This is a genomic window from Mycobacterium sp. HM-7, assembly GCF_053852335.1.
Genome location: NZ_CM132657.1, coordinates 1,567,462 through 1,590,656, shown reverse-complemented (window position 1 = coordinate 1,590,656; position 23,195 = coordinate 1,567,462). Strand labels below are relative to the sequence as shown.

Genomic DNA, 23,195 nt, shown 5'->3' with positions numbered 1-23,195 from the left:
TGCAAATTGCCGCAATGTCGAACTCGAGGTGCTTTCCAACCATAAAACGCAGCTCAAAGCCAATTTCTACAAAAATGCAAAGCTGCCTGGCAAATATTTTTGCCATCCGAGTCGAGACTCGCCGGCAGTGGCGGTATAAATGCTCCGATGACCGCGTCGATCACCCCATCGGACCGCCGAAACAGGCGGCCTTTCGACGTGGGCTCAGAAGTTGCTGAGGGCACGTGGCGAGACCCGAAGCGATACCTCTGGCTATTGGTCCCGTCCGCCCCCGGCGTCGTGACGCTGTCCTGGCTCCTGGTGTGGACCACCCGGCTGCACGTTTTCTGGTGGACCGCGCTCTTCGTGATTCTGGTGGCGGGGCCCGGCATCGACCATCTGCTGGGGCGGGAGAAGCCCGGCCGGGCGCCCGACCGCATCCTGGCCGAGCTGCAGCAGGACAAGTACTACCGCTTCGCCACCCACATGTTCCTACCCACGCAGTACCTCGCGCTGGCTTTCGGCTGCTGGGTGTGGGCCGGCGGCGGCTGGCTGACGTTGGCGTTCACCGACAAGCTGGGGCTGATGGTCGCGGTCGGTCTGTCCGGCGGCATCGCCAACAACGCGGCCCACGAGTTGGGGCACCGGCGCGAGCGCGCCGAACGGTGGCTCAGCAAGTTGGCGCTCGCCCAGAGTTGGTACGGGCAGTTCTACGTCGAGCACAACCGCGGCCACCACGTGCGCGTCGCGACGCCGGAGGACCCGGCGAGTGCCCGCTTCGGTGAGAACGTGTACTTCTTCGTGGTGCGGTCGGTCGTCGGGAGCACTCGCTCGGCCTGGCGGATCGAGGCCAAACGCCTTGACCGTCAAGGCCATTCACGCTGGAGCCTGCGCAACGATGTGCTCAACGGGTGGCTGTTGAGCGTCATCCTGTTCGCCGGACTGGCATTGTGGTTCCGGCCCGTGGTCCTGCCGTGGCTGTTCGGGCAGGCGCTCATCGGCATCTTCCTGCTGGAGGCCATGAACTACCTGTCGCACTACGGGCTGCGCCGGCAGAAACTGCCGTCGGGCCGCTACGAGCGGCTGCGCGCCACGCACAGCTGGAACAGCAACACCATCATCATGAATGTGTTTCTGCTGCATCTGCAGCGGCACTCAGACCACCACACCGACCCGTCCCATCGTTACCAGGGGATCCGGCACGCGGACAACGCGCCGCAGCTGCCCAGCAACTACACCGCGATGCTGGTCCTCAGCCTGGTTCCGATGCTGTGGCGCCGGGTGATGGATCCGCGGGTCCTCGCGATCTACGGCGGCGACATCCGACTGACTGCACTGAGCCCGCGACAGCAGAAGCAGTTGCAGCTCGGCGGCTAGTGCCGCCTGCCGTGCCCCTCGAACAAGTTCCAGGACTGGCTGCCCCGCACCACGTGCAGGTAGTACGCATAATTCGCGGTCGTCATGGCCATTGCGGCGAGGCCGAACCCGATGGCCCGGACGAGGGTGTCCGACACGTTGAGCACGACCAGGACCACCTCGACCGCCACGAAGATTCCGAACAGGGTCAGGCCCTTGCGCCACATGCCCTTCACGAAGAAATAGATGGGACCGAACAGGAACGCCAGGATGTTCGAGGTGAGCTTCACCCGCTCCAGGAACGTCAGGGTCTTGTAGGCGGCCTTGGACTCCGGCGACGAATTCGGCAGACCATACGCGTTGAAGAAGTCGAATCGCTTCTGCCACGACGGGGACACCGTGATGCTGGGAAGTTGCTGTGACACTTCACCAACATTAACGGCCGTGCAGTTTTGTTCGTGCGCCGGACCCGGCGCCTAGCTGCTACCCGGAATCGGGCGCGCGACGCCGTTCGTCGTGCGAATGACGTTGAACTGCGGCGGATTGGCCGGGGCGGGAGCCTCGGAACTCGGTGCCGCAGACGCCGTCGCCGTCGCCGTCGGTGACGCGGCTGTGGTCGAGGACGCCGGTGCGCCGGCAGGCGGCGTGTATTGCCTGGGTGGAGGCGCCGTGTACGTCGTCGGGGCCTGCGTGATCTGCGTCGAGGGGCCGGTCGGTGGTGCCGGCTTCGGGCTCGCCGGGACCGTCGCTGTCGGTGTGGTGACAGGCGGAGGTGCGGGCGCCGGCGTGCCGGTCGTCGAGGCCGCCGACGTGAATGCAGGGGCCGACGTGGTGGAGCTGCTGGGCGCGGACGGTGTCTCCGGCGCGGGCGGCGGAATCTTGAATCCGGCGAGGGCTCCGATCGCCAGCAGGATCAACAAGATGACGACGGCACCGACGCCGATTATCAGCACCTTGCCGGTGTCGGTGTTGAACCATCGCGTCGGCGCCGACTCGGTGTCGACGTTTGCCACGGGTGCGGTCTCTGCGTCTGCCATAAGCTGATCTCCTCCCAGCAGGGTGCCGGGAGCGTAACTCGTAAACTAGCAGGTCGCGACTTGTACTGGAACCATTTTCCCAGGTCGCCGCCGTGTTCACAGGAACGTAACGTGCGCGCTCCGCGCCGCGCCTCACCGCATGCACCAGCAATTTGCCAGCTTTTACGCAGGAGACGTTTATCCGGCCACCCTGAACACCGTCACCGGCCGGGTGTGGGCGGGCCGGTTGCCATCGGGGGCGAACAGCGCCGCGCGTTCCAGCCGGCGCCGCATCGCGGCCAGCGGAATCGGCTCGGCCCCCGTGCCACCCGACAGGTGGAACAGCAACTCCGTCAGCCTGCAGACCTCGAGGGCCGTGCACCCGGCGCCGAACATCGCCGCGACGGTTGCGGGATCCGACAACAGCCGCTGCGACACCGTGGCCGCGGTTTCTCGGATCATCGCGTTGTGCCCGAACGGCAAGGGCGGCACGGGCTCTCCGTCGCGCACCACGATGGCGTCGTCGCCGGGGTGCGCGCGCATCACATTGACCAGCGACACGGTGTGGCCACGCTCGTCGCGCTTCGGGTCGGACACGACGAGGGCCACTGTCGGCGGTCCTTCGATCGGCTCGGCGCCGGCCCGGTCGCGCAGCGCACGGGCTGCCGCGGCGGCGACCGTCTCCCCGTTGGCGGCATCGAGCACCACCCCGGGCAGTGCCCAGTCCCCCTGATGCGGCTCGCGCTGCCGACGCGCCAGGATGAGCCCCGGCTCATCGCCGGGGCTCACCGCGAAGACGTCGACGCTCAGCCAGGTGGCCGGCGACTCAGCCATGACGGGCGTCCTCCTCGCCGGCGACGTATGTCGCCCAGTCACGTCGCACGGTAGCGCGCACCTCCGCGAAGGACACGGGGTTGACGACGACCCCGTCCTCGAACACCGTCCGCATGGCGTCCGTCGTCTCGACGGCACCGGCCGCACCCTGCACCAGGGTCAGACGTCCACGCTCGTCGCGGACCACGGCCAGCCGGCCCCGCGCGCTGCGCTTGCCCGGATCGGTGACCGGGGCCTTGGCGATGTCCCGGCCGCGCCCGTCGACCTGCACCCAGGTGGCCTTCATCGCGATGGAGAAGGTGTCGCGTGTGACGTATTGGTATGTGTACGAACCGAATCCGAGTACCGGCGTGGTGGACACGTACCCCTGGGCCATCAGGTTGGCGGTGATGGCGTCGGCCCGGTCGTGGGTGATCGAGTCGCCGTAGATGACGCCGATGTGCGGGTCCAACTCCCGGTAGCCGGCAGCGTTGACCGTGCCGCCGAAAACCTCCCACAGGAGGTTCACCACGCCCTTGTTCGCGGGGCTGCCCACTGGGGCCTGCGGGTCGCCACACAGGATGCGTTCGGGATCGCCGCTGTCGGGTCGGATCACCACCTTGCCGGCGCGCGCGGTGATCGTCTCTTTCAGCGTCGGCAGGATGCCGGTGCAGACGTGCCACAGGTCCCAGGTGTCGCTGACGATCGACACGATGCCGGCCGGGTACAGGTCCAGCAGCCGGGCGAACGTGGCGACCTCGTCGTCCTGGGTGCCCGCGCACATGACGCTGTGCTCGGTGGCGGGGACGCTGCCGCCGATCACGGTGCCCTCGGGTGAGCCCGGGTAGTTCCGGTCGACCCAGCCCAGCGCCGGCAGGCAGTCGGTCCCGGTGAACGCCAGGAGGTGCGCGGCCCCCGATGCAGCGGCGGCCGCGCCGCCGGCCATGCCCCGGAAGGAGAAGTCGTGCCCCTGCCAGTCGACCGCGGCGGGGTCGGCGCCGCTGTCCAGTGCGCGGGCATCCAGCAGCGTCCGGTTACGCCACGCGGTTGTCGCAGACGTGATGGGCTGCCACAGCGCGGCCGACATCTCGGTCTCGATGTAGTTGGTCAGCCAGAAGAACTCGGGCGCGGTGTTCTCGACGGTCAGGTACGGGACGCCGACCGGCACGATGGCGCCTTCCGGCAATGCCCGCACCCGCAGCGGCAACCGCCCGTAGGCGTGCAGTTGCCGAATGTGCTCGGCACCAACGTCGTTGGGACCCAACACCTGGGTCACCCGGTCCACGTAGGCCCGGCAGACCTCGTCGACGTCGGCAGCGAAGAAGACACTCCACCGCTGGTTCAGGTCCCGCAGGTAGGCCTGCAGGCCGAAGAACGCGGTCCAGGCCACCCCGGGGATGCGGCTGCCACGGGCGGTCAGGTTGGAGTAGACGTACTCCGTGCCGACCGGGTACTGCCGGCGGTGGTCCAGTTTGTAGGCGTCGGTATCCATCAGAACGTCCAGGGCCGCAATGGTTTCCGGCCGGTACGTGGTGGTTGCTTCGATGGTCATGAGTTCCTCAGATCAGATTGGTCAGCGCTTGGACGATGAACGGTTCCAGCGGTTGGACGTGCACGCCGGCCGGAGTGCCACGGGAGTCGGTGCTGGTGACCGAGGCGTAGCCGGCGAGGTTCTCCCGCCAGCGCCCGGTGAAACAGCCGTGGCTGACCCACAGGTGCAGCGCCAGTTGGGGTTTGCTCGTGCGGATGGCATCGGCCAGCCCGGCGAAGGTGCCCCCGCCGTCGCAGATGTCGTCGATCACCAGCAACCGGCCGTCGTCCGGCAGACCTTCGGGGGCGACGAAACCCGACAGCTTGCCGTTGGCCGGATTGCGTTGCTTACCAGCGACATACAGCGGTACATCCAACCGGGCGGCCACCCGTCCGGCGCGGTCGCGGGCCCCCTTGTCAGGTGCCACGACGCCTGCCCAGCCCGGTTGGTGCGCAGCACCGCAGCCGACGAGGTCGACTGCCTCGATGACGGTGACGGCCGCTCCCCCGCGCCGGGCTTCGTCGGCCCAGACCGGCGAGTGTGGGTCCACCGTCACGACGTGCGCGACGCCGGTTGCGGCGGTCAGCCGGGCGGCGACGCGGGCGTCATCGGTCGGGTCGTGATCACCGCGAGCCGACGGCAGGTACGGCGCCACGAGTACCGGGGCCTCCGCAGATCGGTTGCGGTGGAAGGCCACCCACTGCCCCAAAGCGGCGTAGTCGATGGCGCCGCCGTGGTTCCAGGCGATGGGACGCGCTCCCGCGCCGAGTGGTTCCAGTTCTCGGACTGCGGTGTCGCCACCCGGGTAACTGGTGACGATTCCGGGTGCGGTCGCCAGCGCACCGCGTTCGGTGTCGAAGACGTGGAATGTCAGGTTCATGATGACGACCGTAATAGATACGGACATAAATGTCCATAACTATGTGGGCGACACCTCATCGGTAAGCTTCCTGCATGGAGTTCGTGCTCATCCTGATCGTCATCGCAGCTGTCGGGTTCTTCCTGTTCAGCAGGCAGAGCAAGGCCAACAAGGCCGCCGCCCTGGCCAACGCGAAGGCCGACGCCCGCCGCATCATCGAGATGCTCGGCGGCCAGGTGTTCAATCTGACCGGCACCGACGACGCCTCGCGTCAGGCCCTGGCCGACGCGTCCGAGCGCTACAACGCCGCCGCGTCGCAGATCGAGCAGGCCACCACTGCCCAGCAGGCGGCGTTCGCCAAGCAGAGTGCGATGGAAGGGCTGTACTACGTGCGGGCCGCGCGGACCGCCATGGGCATCGACCCCGGGCCGCCGCTGCAGGCGCTGGCCGGCCAGCGCGGCGCGGGCGAGGTCACCGAAGACCGCCGAATCCAGTTCGACGGCAGGCAGATTCAAGCCTCACCCGGGCCGACGGCCGCGACACCGAACTACTACCCCGGTGGCCGGGTGGCCGGCCGGCCGGTGCCCGAGGGCTGGTACTCCGAGCCGTGGTGGAAGCCCGCGCTGGTGGCCGGCGCATGGGGCGTCGGCTCGGTGCTGTTGTTCGATGCGCTGTTCGACGGCATGCACGGAGTCAGTTACGGCGCAACGGGTTTCGAGTCCGGATACGGATCGGGATTCGACCAGGGCTACCAGCAGGGCCTCGACCAGAGCCAGTTCGCCGACTCCGGCCAGGGGCAGGACGTCAGCTGGAACGACAACAACGGCTGGGACGCCGGCAGCGGGGACTCCGGGAGCAGCGACTCCGGGAGCAGCTGCGGCGGTGGTGGCAGCAGCTGCGGTGGCGGTGGTTGCGGTGGCGGCTGCGGCGGTGGCGGCGACTAGCCCGTCACACCTGACAACCGGCGCACCAGAACAGGTTTCGCCCCTCCATGACCTCGGTGCGGATCGTGGCTCCGCATACGCGGCACGCCTCCCCCGCCCGCCGGTACACATAGGTACGCGGGCGGTCGGCGGCGTAGGACGGCGCGCCATGGTCGTCTTCCGGGCGGACCACGACGATCTTGCCGCGCCGTACCCCGACCTTCATCAGGGCCACCAGATCGGTCCACAACTCAGCGAATTCGGCCTCCGTCAGCGCGGCGCCCGGCCGGTGCGGATCGATCCGGTGCCGGTACAGCAACTCGCTGCGGTACACGTTGCCGACCCCGGCGATCACCGTCTGGTCCATCAACATCGATCCGATTGACCTGCGGGACTTGCTGATTCGCGCCCAGGCCGATCCCGGGTCGGCGTCGCGGCGCAACGGATCGGCACCGAGCCGCGCGACCACGTCGTCGACGCCGGCCTCGTCGATCAGTTCACAGACGGTCGGGCCACGCAGGTCGGTCCCGAATTCGGACCCGAGCATGCGCATGCGCACCTGCCCGACGGGCGCGGTCATCGGCAGCGGCTGTTCGGTGAACGTGCCGTACAGACCGAGGTGGATGTGCACCACCGCCCCACCGTTGTAGTGGTGGAACAGATGCTTGCCCCAGGCGTCGGCCTTGCGCAGCACCCGGCCGCTGATGGTGGCCGCGGCATCGGCGAACCTGCCCTGCGGACTGCTGACCAGCACCGGCGCCCGCCCGAAACGCTGTTGATGCAGGCGGGCCAACCGGTGCAGGGTGTGACCCTCCGGCACGAGTCAGGCCCCGGGATCAGGCTTGGGCGCCGGGAACCTCGGGAGCGACGTGCGTCTTCTCGTATTCGGCCAGGATGTCGATGCGGCGCTGGTGCCGCGCGGCCTGCGACCATTCGGCGGCCAGAAAGGCGTCGACGATGGCGAAGGCCTCTTCGGTGCTGTGCATACGGCCACCGATACCCATCACCTGCGCGTTGTTGTGCTCGCGGGCCAGCTGCGCGGTCTCGACGCTCCATGCCAGCGCACAGCGCACACCCGGAACCTTGTTGGCCGCGATCTGCTCGCCGTTGCCCGAGCCGCCGATGACGACGCCCAGGCTGCCCGGATCCTCGACGGTGCGCTTGGCGGCGTCGATGCAGAACGCCGGGTAGTCGTCCTCCGCGTCGTAGGCGAAGGCACCGCAGTCGACGGCCTGGTGGCCGCCGGCGGTCAGATGGTCGAGCAGAGCCTGCTTGAGTTCGTATCCGGCGTGGTCCGCTCCGAGATATACGCGCATGGCGCACATTCTGGCAGAACAGAGGCGCTGGACAGAATCGCCGGCTCAGCCGGAGGCGATCTTCGTGTCGCGGTCGACGGCCTCGGTGATCTGCTTGATGATCTCCGCCTGGTCGGCGACGCCGTCGATGTTGATCTGCATGACGTACAGCCCGGTCCCGTCCTGGATGACGACGGTGTTCTGAGTGATGAGCTTCGTCACCCCGTTGGAATTCCACGAACCCGCGATCTGGAACGACTTGTGGCCGTCGACCGTGCCCGGCGTGCCGGGATCGGTTGCGGTGAATCCCGGCAGGTTGTTCAGCTCACCCGGCGCGAAGTCGAGGATCTTCTGGGCATCGGCGGTCGGGCCGAGCCGGGAGATCAGCGCCGTGGCGCTGGGCCGGTACGTGCCCGCGCTCGGACCGTTGTACACGATCGATTCGTAGGCGAAAGCCGGCGTCTGCGGTCCGGCGTCGGCCCACCCCGGCGGCATCGGCAGCGTCACCACCGGTGCGCCCGGCTCGTTGCGATGCACCAGCGCTTCCTGAATGTTGTTGCTCTTCAGGTAGGTGGCGATGGTCTGGTAGTTGCCGGGCGTGCCGACGAGAACGGGTGGTGTCGGCTTGTGCGACGACGAGGACGGCTTGTCCGCTCCACTGCTCTGGCTGCTGGTGCCGGATGCGTCCGAGGTGCCGCTCGAGTCGTCACCGGAGTTCAAGAGGACGACGGCGATCAACACGACCACGACAGTTGCGATCGCGCCGCCGATCACCCACATCTTGGTGGTCTTGCCGCCCGACGACTGGCCGCGGCCCGGTGGTGTCTTGCCGATGTCGGCCGCGAGTTGCGAGTACGACGGCGGCGGTGCGCTGGGACGGCCCATCCCGGACGCCGCGTGCGCCGCCGGATCGGCCGGGATGACCGGCAGCACGACGGTCGGCGACACCGTCTCGTGCGTCGGCCGGACGTGCCGCTGCGGCGGCAGGGGCGGCGGCGCAGGTACCGGCTGCCGGTACGGCGGGGCCGACGGTGACGAATCCGGTTCCGGCCGAAACGGTTTCGCCTCAGGCGGCGGACCGACGGGACCGCGCGGCGGCACTGGTGGCGGCGTCGGCTCCGAGACCGGCACCGGAGGCGGTGTCGGTTCCGAAACCGGCTCGATCGTCGGTGACGGATCGGGCTGCGACGGCGGCGTGGGTCGTTCCGGGGCCGGCGGCGGCGCGACGGGCTCCTGCACAACCTCGGCTTCCGGCTCCGGGGCAGGCGCCGGTTCCGGCTCAGGCTCGGGCACCGGTTCGGCGGCCACGGCCGGAGGCACCGGCGGCGGGGCGACCGGCGGCGGCGTCACCTCAGGAGCGGAGGGCGGCTCGGCGGCCGGAGCCACCGGAGCCTCGGCCACCACCGGGGTGACGGTCGGGAGCCGCAGCTCGGCGGTGCGCAGGTTCAGCGTGGGCGATTCGGTGACCGATTCGGCCTGGCGCTGGAAGGCCCGCGCGAACTTGGTGCAGGAATCGAAGCGGTCCTCGGGCGACTTGCCCATGGCCTTGATCAGCACGTCGTTCAGCGGTTCCAGCCACGGCTTGAGGTCGCTGGCCTTGGGCGGTGGTGCGCTGAGGTGCTGGCTGATGACCGCGATCTGGTTGGTGTCCTGGTACGGCGTCTGGCCGGTGAGCAGCCGGTAGGCGGTGGCGGCGAGCGCGTACTGGTCGGCACGGCCGTCGATGTCGCCGCCCATCAGCTGCTCGGGCGCGGAGTAGGAGACGGTGCCGATCGCCAGATTGGCCGACGTCAGGCCGGTCACCTCGCCGATCTGGCGGGCGATGCCGAAGTCGCTCAGCAGGATTCGCCGCTCATCACTGTCGATGTTGCTGAGCAGGATGTTGGCCGGCTTGATGTCGCGGTGCAGCAAACCGCGCTGGTGGGCGTAGTCCAGGGCCGAGCTCATGGCCTTGACGATGTCGACGACGAGCTCCAGCGGCAGGCCGTTCGGGTACTCGTACTTGACCAGCTGCGCGGCGTCGGTGCCGTCGACGTAGTCCATGGTGATCCACAGCCGGCCCTCGAACTCACCGCGGTCGTGCAGGCCGACGATGTGCGGGTGCCACAGGCCGGCCGCGATGTTCGCTTCGCGCTCGAACCGGATGCGGAATTCCTCGTTGACGGAGGCGTTTTCCCGGAGCACCTTCATGGCGTCGAGGCGGGGCAGCCTGGGGTGCTGGACGAGGTACACATCGCCCATTCCCCCTGAACCCAGCAACCGACGCACGGTGTACCCGGCGAAGGTTGCGCCCGTCTCCAGCGACATCAGCGCATCCTACTCAAACCCGCACGTCGAAGGACGAAACTGTCCGTCGGCACGTCGCTCCCCACCAGTTGCATCGTTGTGGCTCATGTTTCGGATGTGTCTGACCACCGTAACGGCGTCCAGACGTTCCTTGCGGAACGCCGACGAGATTACCTGGGCCGACCCTGGTGAGCGTGACTAGCGGCGGTTTGCGCTCAGTCGAATTCGGGAGCCTCGTTGCGGGAGCGCTTGAGCTCCCAGAAGTGGGGGTACGCAGCGAAAATCACCGACGCGTCCCACAGCTTGCCGGCTTCTTCGTCGCGCGGGATGCGCGACAGCACCGGACCGAAGAACGCGACGCCGTTGACGTGGATGGTCGGCGTCCCCACATCGGGGCCGACGGCGTCCATCCCGGCGTGGTGGCTCTTGCGCAGCGCCTCGTCGAATTTGTCGCTGGTGGCCGCTTCGGCCAGCTCGGCGGGGAGGCCGAGTTCTTCGAGCGACTCGGCGATGACCTCAGGGAAATTCTTGTTGCCCTGGTTGTGAATCCGGGTGCCCATCGCGGTGTACAGGGGCGCGAGCACGTCCGAGCCGACGGCTTGCTCGGCCGCGATGGCGACCCGGACCGGGCCCCAGGCCGTCTTCATCATCTCCCGGTAGTTCTCCGGCAGGTCCCTGCCCTCGTTGAGCACCGCGAGGCTCATGACATGGAACTCGACGTCGATATCGCGGACCTTCTGAACCTCGAGGATCCATCGGGAGGTGATCCAGGCCCACGGGCACAGCGGATCGAACCAGAATCCTGCGACGTCCTTTGTGGCGGCAGAGTCAGCCATTCGTCTTCCTTCTCGCGGTCGGAACAGATCCCGTTGCGAACAACTATGCCCGGCGTCCCGATGTTCCCGGTCACGGCCACCGGTTGTCCCCTAAGTTGGTGACGTGGCACTTCCGAATCTGACACGCGACCAGGCCGCCGAGCGTGCGGCACTGGTGACCGTCGACAACTACCGCATCGATCTCGACCTCACCGATGGTGCCGGCGCCCCCGGCGATGGCACCTTCCGGTCGGTGACCACGGTGACCTTCAGCGCCCTGCCCGGCGCCAACACCGTCATCGACATCGCCGCCGACTCCATCCGCAGCGCCACGCTCAACGGGCTGCCCGTCGATGTGTCCGCGTACGACGAATCAACGGGCGTGCCGCTGGCCGGGCTCGCCGAGCAGAACGTCGTCGTGGTCGACGCCGACTGCCGCTACTCCAACACCGGTGAAGGCCTGCATCGCTTCGTCGACCCGGTCGACGGCGAGGTCTACCTCTACTCGCAGTTCGAAACCGCCGACGCCAAGCGGATGTTCGCCTGCTTCGACCAGCCGGACCTCAAGGCCACCTTCGACGTGGCGGTGACCGCGCCCGCGCACTGGCAGGTGATCTCGAACGGCGCCGGCACAGCCGCCGGAGATGGCAAGCACACCTTCGCCACCACGCCGAAGATGAGCACGTACCTGGCTGCCTTGATCGCCGGACCCTACGCGCGATGGGACGACGTCTACAGCGACGAGCACGGCGACATCCCGCTGGGCATCTTCTGCCGCGCGTCGCTGGCCGAGTTCATGGACGCCGACCGGCTGTTCACCGAGACCAAGCAGGGATTCTCCTTCTACCACAAGAACTTCGGCACGCCGTACGCATTCGGCAAGTACGACCAGCTGTTCGTGCCGGAGTTCAACGCCGGCGCCATGGAGAACGCGGGCGCGGTGACGTTCCTGGAGGATTACGTCTTCCGGTCGAAGGTCACGCGCTACTCGTACGAGCGCCGCGCCGAGACCGTGTTGCACGAGATGGCCCACATGTGGTTCGGCGATCTGGTCACCATGCGCTGGTGGGATGACCTGTGGCTCAACGAATCCTTCGCCACCTTCGCCTCGGTGCTGTGCCAGGCCGAGGCCACCGAGTACAAGCAGGCCTGGACCACCTTCGCGAACGTCGAGAAGTCCTGGGCGTACCGGCAGGACCAGCTGCCGTCCACGCATCCGGTCGCGGCCGACATCCCCGACCTGGCCGCCGTCGAGGTGAACTTCGACGGCATCACCTACGCCAAGGGCGCCAGCGTGCTCAAGCAGCTGGTGGCCTACGTCGGGCTGGAGCCGTTCCTGTCCGGTCTGCGCGACTACTTCCGCGATCACGCGTACGACAACGCCACGTTCGCTGATCTGCTTGGCGCGCTGGAGAAATCGTCGGGCCGGGACCTGTCGGACTGGGGCCAGCAGTGGCTGAAGACCACCGGCCTGAACACCCTGCGGGCCGATTTCGACGTCGACAGCTCCGGTGTGTTCACCCGGTTCGCCATCGCCCAGAGCGGCGCGGCTCCGGGCGCCGGCGAGACCCGCGTGCACCGGCTCGCGGTCGGCATCTACGACGACGACGGCTCCGGCAAACTGGTGCGGGTGCATCGCGAGGAACTCGACGTCGAGGGCCCGGTGACGGATGTCCCTGCGCTGGTTGGTCTTTCGCGCGGCAAGCTGGTCCTGGTCAACGACGACGACCTGACCTACTGCTCGATGCGGCTCGATCCCGCGTCGCTGCAGACGGTGCTGAGCCGGATCGCCGACATCGACGACCCGCTCCCCCGCACCCTCGCCTGGTCGGCGGCCTGGGAGATGACACGAGAGGCCGAGATGAAGGCCCGCGAGTTCGTCGCCCTCGTGATGAGCGGCCTGCACGCCGAGTCCGAGGTGGGCGTCGCGCAGCGACTGGTACTGCAGGCGCAGACCGCCCTTACTTCCTACGCCGATCCGGCGTGGGCGGCCGAAATCGGTTGGCCCGCTTTCGGTGACGCGTTGCTGGACCTGGCCCGGGATTCGTCGCCGGGGTCGGACCACCAGCTGGCGTACATCAATGCGCTGTGCACGTCGGTGCTGGCGCCGAACCACATCGCGGTGCTGTCGACTCTGTTGGACAACGAGCCCGCCGCCGTGAACATGGCGGGCCTCGTGGTCGACACCGATCTGCGCTGGCGCATCGTGACCGCGCTGGCACGCGCAGGCGTCATCGACGCCGACGGTGGGCAGACGCCGTTCATCGACGCCGAGGCGCAGCAGGATCCGACAGCAGCCGGTCAGCGCAGTGCCGCTGCCGCGGGCGCTGCCCGCCCGCAAGCCACGGTGAAAGAGGCTGCGTGGCAACGGGTCATCGAGGACGACACGCTGGCGAACATCACCACGCGCGCCATCGTCGGCGGCTTCGTCCAGCCCGGACAGACCGAGCTGCTGGACCCGTTCCGGGACCGCTACTTCGAGGCGATCTCCGGCGTGTGGGAGCGGCGCTCGAGCGAGGTGGCCCAGACCGTGGTCATCGGCCTGTACCCCTCGTGGGACATCAGCCAGGCCGGCCTCGACGCAGCCGACCGATTCCTCTCCGATCCGCAGGTTCCGCCGGCCCTGCGCCGCCTGGTGCTGGAAGGCCGTGCGGGAGTAGAACGTTCGCTGCGCGCCCGGGCATTCGACGTGAGCTGACCCCGACTGCAGGAGCCGCACCTGGCCGCCACCGGCTAAGTGCGGCCCTGCAGGATGCCTTCGATGTTGCGCTCGGCGAGCGCGGTGATGGTCATGTACGGGTTGCAGCCGAGGTGCCCGGGCATCAGCGACGCATCGTTGACGAACAAGTTGCGGTGGCCGTTCACCCGCCCGAAGGCGTCCGTCGCCTTGCCCCGCACACATCCGCCGAGCGGGTGAACAGTGTTGGGCGCAAAGACTTTTCCGCTGAACAGGTCATTGCGGTAGTCGACCTTGTTGGCCTTCACGAGCTTGTCGAACACCAGCCTGGCCCTGGCCTCGTTGTTCGCGGCGAAGGCCTCGGTCCACTGGATCGTCGCGGTATCGGACTGGCGGTCGTAGGTGATGTCGGCGCGGTCGCCGGTGTCGACCATGACGTAGTAGCCGAGCAGATAGGTCTCCACCGGCAGCGGCATGGAGAACATGCTGGCGTACACCGGGTTGTCCGGATCGTCGCGGCCGTCGATGTTGATCATGCCCATCAGCGACTGTGTGGTGCCGGCCGGATCGCTCTTGGCCAGGTTGTGACTGACCATCAGGTCGCCGTTGTTGCCATAGCCCCTGCCGACCTCGTCGTTCAGATGGGCCAGGCCACCAGCTTCGCGCGCCTTGAGCAGGAGCTTGGTGGTGCCGAGCACGCCGGCCGCCAGATACAGCTGGTCACAACCGAATTCGGTCTTGGACAGTTCTTTGCCCCAGCGGTCGATCTCGCGGGTGGCCACCACGAACTCACCCGACCGCTCCTGCCGGATCGACGTGACCTCGGTCAGCGGGCGCAGTGTGACGTGCCCGGTCTTGAGCGCCTCGGCGATGTAGGTCTGGTCGACGCTGCCGAACCGGCCGTAGTTGCTGCCGAACTGTTGCTCGAACGCCAGCGAGGACTGCGGCACCTGCCCGGCCGCCTCCTTGACGAGGTAGTCGAAGGAGTAGGAGCTGCCGTTGTAGTCGACCTTGTAGCCGGCCGCCGCCGCGTACTTGCGGCCCGCGCGGGCGTATTGGAAGCACGGGGTCTGCTCGAACCAGGCCATGTCGCGGTAGCTGATCTTCAGCGAAGTCTTCGCGCGTTCGACATAGGTGCCCAGGAACTCGTCGGCGCCGATGTCGGGGAACGCCTTGGCGACCTGCCGCTGCGTCGGGATAGCGGCGATGCCCGCATTGATCATCGAGCCGCCACCGACAGCGAGGCCCCGGAAGACATCGTGGGCACCGTGCGTCACCTTCTGGCAGATGCCGGCCTGGATCGGCTGGGGCGACGGCGCGTGCTCCGCCACCTGCTCGACGGTGAAGCCACCGAACGAGGTGACCAGACTCGGCGGCACCTTGGTGAACCAGCCGGCGCGGGTGTCGGCGGGCAGCATCTTGGAGAACCGCTTGCCGTCGTCATCGGGCTTGTCCCACAGTCGGCCCTGCTCGATGACCAACGTCTCGACGCCGGCCTGTCCCAGCCTCAGCGCAGAGACTCCCCCGCCGTATCCGCTGCCGATGACGATGGCCGAGAAATGCCTCCGGGCCTCGGTGCGGTCGCGCGATCGTTCGACGAGAACCCCGACACCCGCCGCGCCCGCGATACCCGCCACCGCCGCACCGCCGAGAAACTGCCGTCGGCTGATCGGGCTCATCGGCTGCCTGCCGCGGCCGCGTCCCAGCGCCGGATGTGTCGATGCCGGCCGTGCATCACTGCCAAGATCGTCCTTCCGCGTTACCGTCCAGCTAACCCGAAGCCGGCCGCCAGCCAACCCCCGAATAACGGATTCATCACAAAAATTACACGATGCCGCCGAGTTTCCGCCGCTGCGCAGGATCCGGCTGTCACCGCGTCGTCCAACCCGCCGGAAACCCGGTATGGCGTACGTCACCCATATCCGTGCACGGCACTCTACCTGCAAGTTTGGTGGCGACGGCGCCGAACCGACGACAGCTGCCCAACTGCCGGCACCGGACCCGGCCAATTGTCCCGAATACCCCCGCATGCTGACGGCTCAAACAATTTGCTGGATAACGATGAGAAAACGGACAGGAACCGGCTCTGGCTACCGTTGAGTATTTGCGCAAACGGCCGAATGCGGGTACGAATACGGGGTGTTGTCGGCATTGCGCGCGGGCCAGGAGGCGTCGCAGCCTCTCGCGCCCGAGATGCCCGACGCACCGGCCGCCAAGTCGAAATGGCGCGATTCCAAACGCTACGTGTGGCTGCTGGGCCCCATCACCCCCGGCATGGTCGGCCTGTCCTGGTTGCTGGTCTGGCTCACCGGCTTCGACGGGTTCTGGTGGACCGGTTCGCTCCTGACGTTCGGGCTGGTCCCGGTGCTCGACCACATCATCGGCCCTGAAGCCGACTCGGCGCCCGGTGATCTGCGGAGCCTGGAGGACGACCCGTTCTACCGGCTCGCCACGCACCTCTTCCTGCCTGCGCAGTACCTGTCGCTGATCTTTGCCTGCTGGCTGTGGGCCGGCGGCGGCTGGGTGACCATGTCGATCACCGACAAGCTGGGGCTCATGGCCTCTGTCGGAACGGTCGGCGGCATCGCGATCAACGCAGCCCACGAACTCGGCCACAAACGGGGCATGTCCGAACGCCGGCTGTCCAAGATCGCCCTGGCCCAGACCTGTTATGGCCACTTCTTCGTCGAGCACAACCGCGGTCACCACGTGCGGGTGGCGACCCCGGAGGACCCGGCCAGCTCGCGCCTCGGCGAGAGCCTGTACGCCTTCATCTGCCGGTCGGTCATCGGCAGCCTGCGATCGGCCTGGACGCTGGAGGCCGACCGCCTCGCGCGCGTGCACAAGTCGAAGTGGTCGCTGCGCAACGAGGTCCTCAATGCCTGGCTGCTGAGCGTCATCCTGTTCGTCATCCTGGCCGCCTGGTTCGGCGTCGTCGTCCTGCCGTGGCTGTTCGGGCAGGCCGTGATCGGCATCTTCCTACTGGAGACCGTCAACTACCTCGAGCACTACGGCCTGCGGCGGCAGAAGCTGCCCAACGGCCGGTATGAGCGGGTGCGCGCCGGGCACAGCTGGAACAGCAACACCGTGATCGCCAACGTCTTCCTGTTCCACCTGCAACGGCACTCCGATCACCACGCCAACCCGATGCGCCGGTACCAGGCGCTGTGCCACGCCGACGAGGCCCCGCAGCTGCCCGGCGGCTACGGCACCATGCTGCTGCTGGCCATCTGTCCGCCGCTCTGGCGCCGCGTGATGGACCCGCGCGTGTTGGCGCACTACGACGGCGACATCAGCCGCACCGCGCTGCAGCCGGGCTACGAGGCTCGCCTGCGCAAGCGCTACCCCGCTGCTCGCTGAGCCGGTCCGACGCTGATCCTGTTTCCACTCGCGGATTCGTGCGAGTGGACGACGCTCTCGCCGCGGGCCCAACCGAACCCCGGATAGCACTCTGCCGGGTGCGAACCAGTGGTCCGCACCCGGCAGGGTGACTGAAATCAGGCGGGCGAGACGCCGGCACTCAGCACGCGGACCGCGCTGATCAGGCCGTCCATCAGATTGCCCTGTTTGAAGGACGCGGCCGCCGCGGAAACCCCCAGCGGTGCGGCCTCTTCGATGCCACGACCACGGACCTCGGCGCCGTAGACGACCTCGATGACCTTCTGGTTCGGCGAGACGGCCAGCAGCACCGCGTTGTTCGGCGTCGGCACGGTTGCCAGCACTTCACGGGCGGTGGCGGCGGTGTCCGCACCCAGATCGCCGATGTAGACGGCGAAGCGGGCGCCGGCGGCGCGCGAACCGTACTTCAGGGCGTCGTCGAGGAAGACCAGGTCCTTGACCGGGAACGGGTAATGCACCGACAGCTCACCGGGTTCGGTGACGCCGGAGACGCGGCCGCTGTACGTGACGGCGTAGCCGTACGGCAGGTTGGCCGGATCGATGTTTGCGACCTCGGTCTGGCTACCACTTGCCACTTGCGCCACCTCCCACAGTCAGGTGCGAGTCATGGCCACCGTGGCCGTGATCCGCCGGTTCCTCGGCCGCCCACAGGATCGGCGCGTGGGTCCATTTGTCGGTCATCTTGTAGGTGTCCGGATGCGGACCCTTACGCAGCAGGAACAGCGCGCCGAGCACCAGCAGCAGCGCCAGCGGCACGCCACCGAGCAGCGAATGAGTAAGTGCAATGCTCACGCGCAAACCGTATCAGTACGTGGCTCGGCGCGTAACGACGACAGGGGCAATCCGCCGTCTCAGGCGGCACCTTCGCCGAGGTACCGCACCCAGGCCGGATCGAGCTCTTTGACCGCCGACAGCAGCCGCCAGTGCTGCCCCTTGGGCGGCAACGGCGCCGCGTGCAATGTCCAGCCGAGTTCGGTGAGCAGCCGGTCGGCCTTGCGGTGATTACACGGTCCACAGGCCGCGACACAGTTTTCCCAGGAGTGCTCGCCGCCACGGCTGCGGGGCACGACATGGTCGACGGTGTCGGCCTTGCCGCCGCAGTATGCGCAGCGGAAGCGGTCCCGGTGCATCAAAGCGGCCCGAGTCATGGGAATGCGGGCCCGGTAAGGGACCCGCACGTAACTACGTAGTCGGATGACCGACGGAACGGCGACCGCGCGGGTCGCCGAGTGTATGACCGGACCGGTCGGATCGTCGTGCACCACGTCGGCTTTGCCGCACAGCACCATGATCACGGCGCGGCGCATGGGCAGCGCGGTCAGCGGTTCGTAGGTCGAATTCAGCAGCAGGACGCGGCGGCGGCCCCAGAGGGAACCGTCGGTGGGACTTGATTCGACTGCATGCAGGGTTGATGACAGTGCTGGGCTTGACATGGGTAAGCCCACCGCGGCGCCATGAAGTCTGTGGCCGCGGACCTTCCTCCGTTGCGACATACGTCCTCCGTGGTGACAGTCCACCATGGATCGGCGGAGATCGCACGAGAATTCCGGCGTGTTAGCTGGACCATCCGATGAACTTCGGGTGACGACTCCCGTGTGGAACGCGCCATGGTGTCCTCGTGGACAATGGCGACCGTGACAGAGGTGCAACGGTCGTTCTACGACGAAGTCGGTGGAGCGGAGACCTTCGGGCTCCTGGTGTCGCGGTTCTACGAATTGGTCCGCGACGACGAAATCTTGCGCCCGCTGTATCCGGAGGACGACCTCGATGGCGCGGAGCACCGGCTACGGATGTTCCTCGAACAGTACTGGGGCGGTCCCCGCACCTACGGCGAGGAACGCGGGCACCCCCGACTGCGAATGCGGCACGCCCCGTTCCGGATCGGTTTCCTCGAGCGCGACGCCTGGCTGCGGTGCATGCACAGCGCGCTCGCCTCGATCGGCCCCGAGACCATCGACGACGCGCACCGGCAGGCACTGCTCGACTACTTCGACATGGCCGCCCAGCACATGGTCAATTCGGCGTTCTGATGACGGACGCGCGATGGTGGTCACGCGCGGTCTTCTATCAGCTCTACCCGCGCTCGTTCGCGGACAGCGACGGTGATGGCGTCGGCGATCTCGACGGCGTGACGGCGCACCTGGACCATCTGCGCGCGCTCGGCGTCGACGCGCTGTGGCTCAACCCGGTGATGGTCTCCCCCATGGTCGATCACGGGTACGACGTCGCCGACCCGCGTGACGTCGACCCGCTGTTCGGTGGCATGGCGGCGCTCGAGCGGTTGATCACCGCCGCGGCTGCGGCGGGCATCAAGGTCACCATGGACCTGGTCCCGAACCACACCAGTTCCGCGCATCCGTGGTTCCAGGCGGCCCTGGCCGCCGGCGCGGGCAGTCCCGAACGGTCCCGCTATCTCTTCCGGGATGGCCGCGGGCCGGGCGGCGATCTGCCACCCAACAATTGGACGTCGGTGTTCGGCGGTCCCGCGTGGACCCGCGTTTCCGAGGCCACAGGCCAGTGGTACCTGCACCTGTTCGACGCGGCCCAGCCGGACCTGAATTGGGACAACCCGGAGATCGCGGCGGATCTCGAACGGACACTGCGGTTCTGGCTGGACCGCGGCGTCGCCGGATTCCGGATCGACGTCGCGCACGGGATGGCGAAACCGGCCGACCTGCCGGATATGGACGATCCCGAAGGCGTCATGTTGGCTACCCGGGTGGACGATCCGCGCTTCAACAACGACGGCGTGCACGCCATTCACCGCGGCATCCGGACGGTGCTCGACGACTATCCCGACGCGGCCACCGTCGGTGAGGTCTGGGTTTTCGACAACGAAGATTTCGCCAAGTACCTGCGCCCCGACGAACTGCATCTGGGTTTCAATTTCCGTTTGGTACGAGCCGATTTCACCGCACGCGCCGTCCGCGAGGCGATCGAGAATTCCCTGGCTGCCGCCGAACTGGCCGACTCGCCACCCACCTGGACGCTGTCCAACCACGACGTCGAACGCGAGGTCAGCCGTTACGGCGATGGCGCCCAAGGGCTTTCCCGGGCCCGGGCCATGGCGCTGGTGATGCTGGCGCTGCCCGGAGCGGTGTTCGTCTACAACGGCGAAGAACTCGGCCTGCCCAACGTCGACCTGCCCGACGACGTCCTGCAGGACCCGGTGTGGGAGCGGTCCGGGCACACCGAGCGGGGCCGCGACGGCTGCCGGGTACCACTGCCCTGGTCCGGCGACGCGCCGCCGTACGGATTTTCTTCGACGGTGGACACCTGGTTGCCGATGCCCGACGACTGGGACCCGTTGACCGTGGCCGCGCAGTCCGCGGACCCGGACTCGACGTTGACGCTGTTCCGGCGGGCCATCGAATTACGCCGGGGCCGAACCGTTTTGGGTCGTTCGGTGCGGTGGCTACCGACCGCGCCGGACCTGCTGGCATTTCAGTGCGAGGACGGGCTGGTGTGCCTACTGAACACCGGCAGCACCGCGGTCGACGTGCCGGCCGGTCGGGTGGTGCTCGCCAGCGGGCCGATGCCCGGCCGGCGAATGCCACCCGACAGCGCCCTCTGGCTGACTTACGATTAGCCCATGCCCGTCGACGCGACCCGTGTTGCGGTGCGGATGTCCGCACCGACCGGTGACGCGCGGGCCGACCGTTGGCGGGCGCACCGCGCGACGGTGAAGGCCGACCTGATCGAGGCAACCCTGCGGGCGATCGACGAATTCGGGCCGGACCTGTCGATCGACGACGTGGTGAAAACCGCGGGTGTCCCACGGCCGAAGCTGTACCGCTTCTTCACCGACAAGGAAACCCTGTTCGCCGCCGTCGGTGAGCGCATGCAGGAGTTGATCGTGGAGCGCGTCATGCCGTGCTTCCACGTCACCGCGACAGCGCTGGAGCTCGTACGTTCGGCGCTGGGCGGCTACGTCGAATTGGTGGCCGAGCGCCCCAACCTCTTTCGGTTCGTCGTCGGTTCCCATTTCAGCGATGACCATTCCCGCACCAAGCTGCTCGACAACGGCCGCAACCTGTCCAGCGCGATGACCGAGGTGCTGGCGGCCATGGTGCGTGCGCACGACGGCGACGCCGACCATCTGGAATACACGGCCGACGCGATCCTCGGCGCCGTTGCGCTCGGCGTGCTGCGCTGGCTCAACGAGCCGACGATCAGCAAAGACGAACTCATCGCCCAATTGACCCCCGTGATCTGGGGCGCGGTGTCGGCAGCGGCCTCGGCCCGCGGCATCGTCATCGACCCGGACGAGCAGTTGGCGTTGTTCGGCGCCACCGACTGATCCACCTCCGGTCGTCCTGACCTGCACTCGGACGTCCCGGAAAACGACATTATCCAAAACCCTTGCGCGACGGCGCACGTCGTCGTAACGTGCCAACTACTAGAACTCGCGGTACTAGTTACTGAATGTTCGAGGAAAGGCGGGCGGCATGGCCGTACGCAGTAGGCAACAGACGACGATGGCGCCGGAGCGGAACTCCCAGGCGATCCATCCCCGGACCCGGCGAATCCGCTTCCGCTTCGGTGAGAACGCCGACCGAAAATACTTCGTCGCCGGCGACATGGTGTTCAGCCATTTCGTCGCCGGTCTCTCGGGCGCGTTCCCGCCCGGAGAGGAAGGCTTCATCCGATCGGTCCGCCGATTCGCCGACCGGATCACCGATCCCGATCTCAAGAGACGCGTCGCCGGCTTCATCGGTCAGGAATCCATGCACGGACAGGAACACCGGCACCTCAACGAAAAGCTGATCGCGATGGGCTACCCCATCGCGTGGTGGGATTCAGAATCCTTCAAAGACAGGCGGATTCGGTTCGAAGACCGGTTGCCCGCGCAGGTCCATCTGGCGCTGACAGCCGCCGCCGAGCATTACACCGCGGTGCTCGCCGAGCGGGTGTTGTCGAGCGACGAGCTGCAGTCGATCCCGGCCGATCCGGAAGTGTGGCACCTGCTGAATTGGCACGCGCTCGAAGAACTCGAGCACAAGTCGGTGGCCTTCGATGTGTACCGCGCGGTAGACGGCACCGAGCGCACCCGCATCGCGGTGATGGTGGCGGCGTGCGCCGCGCTCCTGCCGCTGACCCTGGTATCGCTGGCCGTCTCGGTCGGGTCTGATCCCGTGGCACGCCGCCGGCCCGACCGCCTGGCCCGCGAGACGTACGAGCTTTTCACCGGCCCGATTTTCAAGGGCCTGCTAACTGATCTCGCGGTCTATCTGCGTCCCGGATTTCATCCGGACGATGTCGACACCAGCGCGCTGGCCCACCAGTGGCGCGACACCCTCTTCGGCGCCGACGGCGTCCTCGTCGACCGCCTGAAATAGCCTGCACCACGGAAGGAATCGATCATGACTGCTGACCCGATCAGTGTCGCTTTTCCCACGGTCCGTCGGATGCGGTTCCGGTTCGGGGAGCCCGAGCCGCTGCACCGCCATTTCGTCGAAGGCGACATCGTGTTCAGCCACCTGGTGGCGGTGTTGTCCGGGTCGTTCCCGCCTGGCGAGGAATCGTTCATCCGGTCCGTCCGACGCTTCTCCGACCAGATCACCGACCCGGTACTGAAGAAGCGGGTCGCGGGGTTCATCGGCCAGGAGTCGGTGCACGGCCAGGAACATCGGAAGCTGAACACGCAACTCGCCGACATGGGCTACCCGCTCGTGCGGTTCTTGCTGTTCGCTCCGACCAGCGTGCGCCAGAAGGTGGTGCTGCGCATCGAGAAGCTGATTCCCGCGAAGGTGCACCTGGCAATGACAGCGGCCGCCGAGCATTACACCGCGGTGCTGGGCGCGCGGGTGTTGTCCAACGACGAAATCCAGGCGATTCCAGGCGATCCCGAGGTCTGGCGCCTGCTGAACTGGCATGCCATGGAGGAGTTGGAGCACAAGTCCGTCGCCTTCGACGTCTATCGGTCGGTGGGCGGTTCCGAGCGCACCCGCATCGCGGTGATGTGGTTCATGTACTTCCTGACGATCCCGGTCGTCACGGCGGCGGTGGCGTTGTCGATCCTCCTGGATCCGACCGCATGGCCGCGACCGATCACGGTGCTCCGCCAAACGTACGGGGTGTTCCGCGGCCCGCTGGTGCGCGGCATTCTCGGGGAGATCCACGAGTATCTGCGGCCCGGCTTCCATCCCGCCGATATGCCCACCGATGAGCTCCTCGCACGTTGGCAGCACGACCTGTTCGGGGCCGGCGGCGAACTCGTCGGCTATGTCCGGTAACCGGGCGCCG

At 67.5% G+C, this 23,195-nt stretch carries 22 protein-coding genes; 10 read left to right on the top strand and 12 right to left on the bottom strand.

Annotation, left to right across the window (positions count from 1 at the left end; genetic code table 11):
* Positions 1–198 precede the first annotated feature (198 nt).
* Positions 199–1,356, top strand: coding sequence for an alkane 1-monooxygenase (locus tag ACWW1C_RS07655; protein ID WP_455982875.1), 1,158 nt, complete (start codon positions 199–201; stop codon positions 1,354–1,356).
* Here the strand turns inward: ACWW1C_RS07655 and ACWW1C_RS07650 are convergent.
* Positions 1,353–1,760, bottom strand: a complete 408-nt coding sequence (locus ACWW1C_RS07650) for a DUF2628 domain-containing protein (protein ID WP_455982874.1) — start codon at positions 1,758–1,760, stop codon at positions 1,353–1,355. The two genes, ACWW1C_RS07655 and ACWW1C_RS07650, sit on opposite strands and share 4 nt — an antisense overlap.
* 97 nt (positions 1,761–1,857) lie before the next feature.
* Here ACWW1C_RS07650 and ACWW1C_RS07645 point away from each other — a divergent pair, with 97 nt between their 5' ends.
* Complete coding sequence (locus ACWW1C_RS07645) at positions 1,858–2,379, top strand: hypothetical protein (protein WP_455982873.1); 522 nt, start codon at positions 1,858–1,860, stop codon at positions 2,377–2,379.
* Positions 2,380–2,549: 170 nt separating this feature from the next.
* Here ACWW1C_RS07645 and ACWW1C_RS07640 read toward each other — a convergent pair whose 3' ends face one another.
* Genes ACWW1C_RS07640 through ACWW1C_RS07630 form a run of 3 tightly spaced genes read right to left on the bottom strand, consistent with a single transcriptional unit; the run spans position 2,550 to position 5,575 of the window.
* Positions 2,550–3,185, bottom strand: a complete 636-nt coding sequence (locus tag ACWW1C_RS07640; protein ID WP_455982872.1) for an NUDIX domain-containing protein — start codon at positions 3,183–3,185, stop codon at positions 2,550–2,552.
* Entirely contained in the window at positions 3,178–4,716 is a 1,539-nt protein-coding gene (locus ACWW1C_RS07635) for a nicotinate phosphoribosyltransferase (protein WP_455982871.1), read from the bottom strand. Before ACWW1C_RS07635 ends, ACWW1C_RS07640 begins: the two co-directional genes overlap by 8 nt.
* Before the next feature lie 7 nt (positions 4,717–4,723).
* Complete coding sequence (locus tag ACWW1C_RS07630; protein WP_455982870.1) at positions 4,724–5,575, bottom strand: phosphoribosyltransferase family protein; 852 nt, start codon at positions 5,573–5,575, stop codon at positions 4,724–4,726.
* 74 nt (positions 5,576–5,649) lie between these two features.
* Here ACWW1C_RS07630 and ACWW1C_RS07625 point away from each other — a divergent pair, with 74 nt between their 5' ends.
* Positions 5,650–6,498: a DUF1542 domain-containing protein gene (locus ACWW1C_RS07625; RefSeq protein WP_455982869.1), complete on the top strand. Its 849-nt coding sequence runs from the start codon at positions 5,650–5,652 to the stop codon at positions 6,496–6,498.
* A 4-nt stretch (positions 6,499–6,502) separates the two neighbouring features.
* On the opposite strand, the gene ACWW1C_RS07620 is transcribed toward ACWW1C_RS07625, so the two are convergent.
* From ACWW1C_RS07620 to ACWW1C_RS07605, 4 genes are all read right to left on the bottom strand, one after another.
* Positions 6,503–7,297: an Fpg/Nei family DNA glycosylase gene (locus ACWW1C_RS07620; protein WP_455982868.1), complete on the bottom strand. Its 795-nt coding sequence runs from the start codon at positions 7,295–7,297 to the stop codon at positions 6,503–6,505.
* A gap of 16 nt (positions 7,298–7,313) precedes the next feature.
* Complete coding sequence (locus ACWW1C_RS07615; protein ID WP_455982867.1) at positions 7,314–7,793, bottom strand: ribose-5-phosphate isomerase; 480 nt, start codon at positions 7,791–7,793, stop codon at positions 7,314–7,316.
* A gap of 45 nt (positions 7,794–7,838) precedes the next feature.
* Positions 7,839–10,079 carry an LpqN/LpqT family lipoprotein gene (locus ACWW1C_RS07610; protein ID WP_455982866.1) on the bottom strand — a complete coding sequence of 747 codons (2,241 nt, stop codon included), beginning with the start codon at positions 10,077–10,079 and terminating at the stop codon, positions 7,839–7,841.
* Between the two features lie 194 nt (positions 10,080–10,273).
* Positions 10,274–10,894 carry a mycothiol-dependent nitroreductase Rv2466c family protein gene (locus ACWW1C_RS07605; protein ID WP_455982865.1) on the bottom strand — a complete coding sequence of 207 codons (621 nt, stop codon included), beginning with the start codon at positions 10,892–10,894 and terminating at the stop codon, positions 10,274–10,276.
* A 103-nt stretch (positions 10,895–10,997) separates the two neighbouring features.
* On the opposite strand from ACWW1C_RS07605, the gene pepN reads away from it, so the two are divergent.
* Positions 10,998–13,571: an aminopeptidase N gene (gene pepN / locus ACWW1C_RS07600; RefSeq protein WP_455982864.1), complete on the top strand. Its 2,574-nt coding sequence runs from the start codon at positions 10,998–11,000 to the stop codon at positions 13,569–13,571.
* Between the two features lie 35 nt (positions 13,572–13,606).
* Here pepN and ACWW1C_RS07595 read toward each other — a convergent pair whose 3' ends face one another.
* The gene (locus ACWW1C_RS07595; RefSeq protein ID WP_455982863.1) at positions 13,607–15,229 is read right to left on the bottom strand and encodes a GMC oxidoreductase; all 1,623 of its coding nucleotides are present in this window, start codon (positions 15,227–15,229) and stop codon (positions 13,607–13,609) included.
* Between the two features lie 514 nt (positions 15,230–15,743).
* On the opposite strand from ACWW1C_RS07595, the gene ACWW1C_RS07590 reads away from it, so the two are divergent.
* On the top strand, positions 15,744–16,910 hold the full coding sequence (locus ACWW1C_RS07590; RefSeq protein WP_455984188.1) for an alkane 1-monooxygenase: 1,167 nt from the start codon (positions 15,744–15,746) through the stop codon (positions 16,908–16,910).
* A 137-nt stretch (positions 16,911–17,047) separates the two neighbouring features.
* On the opposite strand, the gene ACWW1C_RS07585 is transcribed toward ACWW1C_RS07590, so the two are convergent.
* From ACWW1C_RS07585 to ACWW1C_RS07575, 3 genes are read right to left on the bottom strand one after another with little or no spacing between them, the layout of a single operon-like run.
* The gene (locus ACWW1C_RS07585; protein ID WP_455982862.1) at positions 17,048–17,524 is read right to left on the bottom strand and encodes a DUF5130 domain-containing protein; all 477 of its coding nucleotides are present in this window, start codon (positions 17,522–17,524) and stop codon (positions 17,048–17,050) included.
* Positions 17,511–17,741 (bottom strand): aa3-type cytochrome oxidase subunit CtaJ, encoded by a 231-nt coding sequence (ctaJ, locus tag ACWW1C_RS07580; RefSeq protein ID WP_138229441.1) that lies wholly within the window; start codon positions 17,739–17,741, stop codon positions 17,511–17,513. The genes ACWW1C_RS07585 and ctaJ overlap by 14 nt, the downstream gene beginning before the upstream one ends.
* Before the next feature lie 59 nt (positions 17,742–17,800).
* Entirely contained in the window at positions 17,801–18,382 is a 582-nt protein-coding gene (locus tag ACWW1C_RS07575) for an HNH endonuclease (protein ID WP_455982861.1), read from the bottom strand.
* Positions 18,383–18,574: 192 nt separating this feature from the next.
* On the opposite strand from ACWW1C_RS07575, the gene ACWW1C_RS07570 reads away from it, so the two are divergent.
* The 5 genes from ACWW1C_RS07570 (at position 18,575) to ACWW1C_RS07550 (ending at position 23,185) form a co-directional block, all read left to right on the top strand.
* On the top strand, positions 18,575–18,979 hold the full coding sequence (locus tag ACWW1C_RS07570) for a globin (protein WP_455982860.1): 405 nt from the start codon (positions 18,575–18,577) through the stop codon (positions 18,977–18,979).
* Positions 18,979–20,538 (top strand): glycoside hydrolase family 13 protein, encoded by a 1,560-nt coding sequence (locus ACWW1C_RS07565; protein ID WP_455982859.1) that lies wholly within the window; start codon positions 18,979–18,981, stop codon positions 20,536–20,538. Before ACWW1C_RS07570 ends, ACWW1C_RS07565 begins: the two co-directional genes overlap by 1 nt.
* Positions 20,539–20,541: 3 nt before the next feature.
* On the top strand, positions 20,542–21,249 hold the full coding sequence (locus ACWW1C_RS07560) for a TetR/AcrR family transcriptional regulator (protein ID WP_455982858.1): 708 nt from the start codon (positions 20,542–20,544) through the stop codon (positions 21,247–21,249).
* A 178-nt stretch (positions 21,250–21,427) separates the two neighbouring features.
* On the top strand, positions 21,428–22,288 hold the full coding sequence (locus ACWW1C_RS07555; protein ID WP_455984187.1) for a metal-dependent hydrolase: 861 nt from the start codon (positions 21,428–21,430) through the stop codon (positions 22,286–22,288).
* Between the two features lie 24 nt (positions 22,289–22,312).
* On the top strand, positions 22,313–23,185 hold the full coding sequence (locus ACWW1C_RS07550; RefSeq protein ID WP_455982857.1) for a metal-dependent hydrolase: 873 nt from the start codon (positions 22,313–22,315) through the stop codon (positions 23,183–23,185).
* Positions 23,186–23,195: the final 10 nt, after the last annotated feature.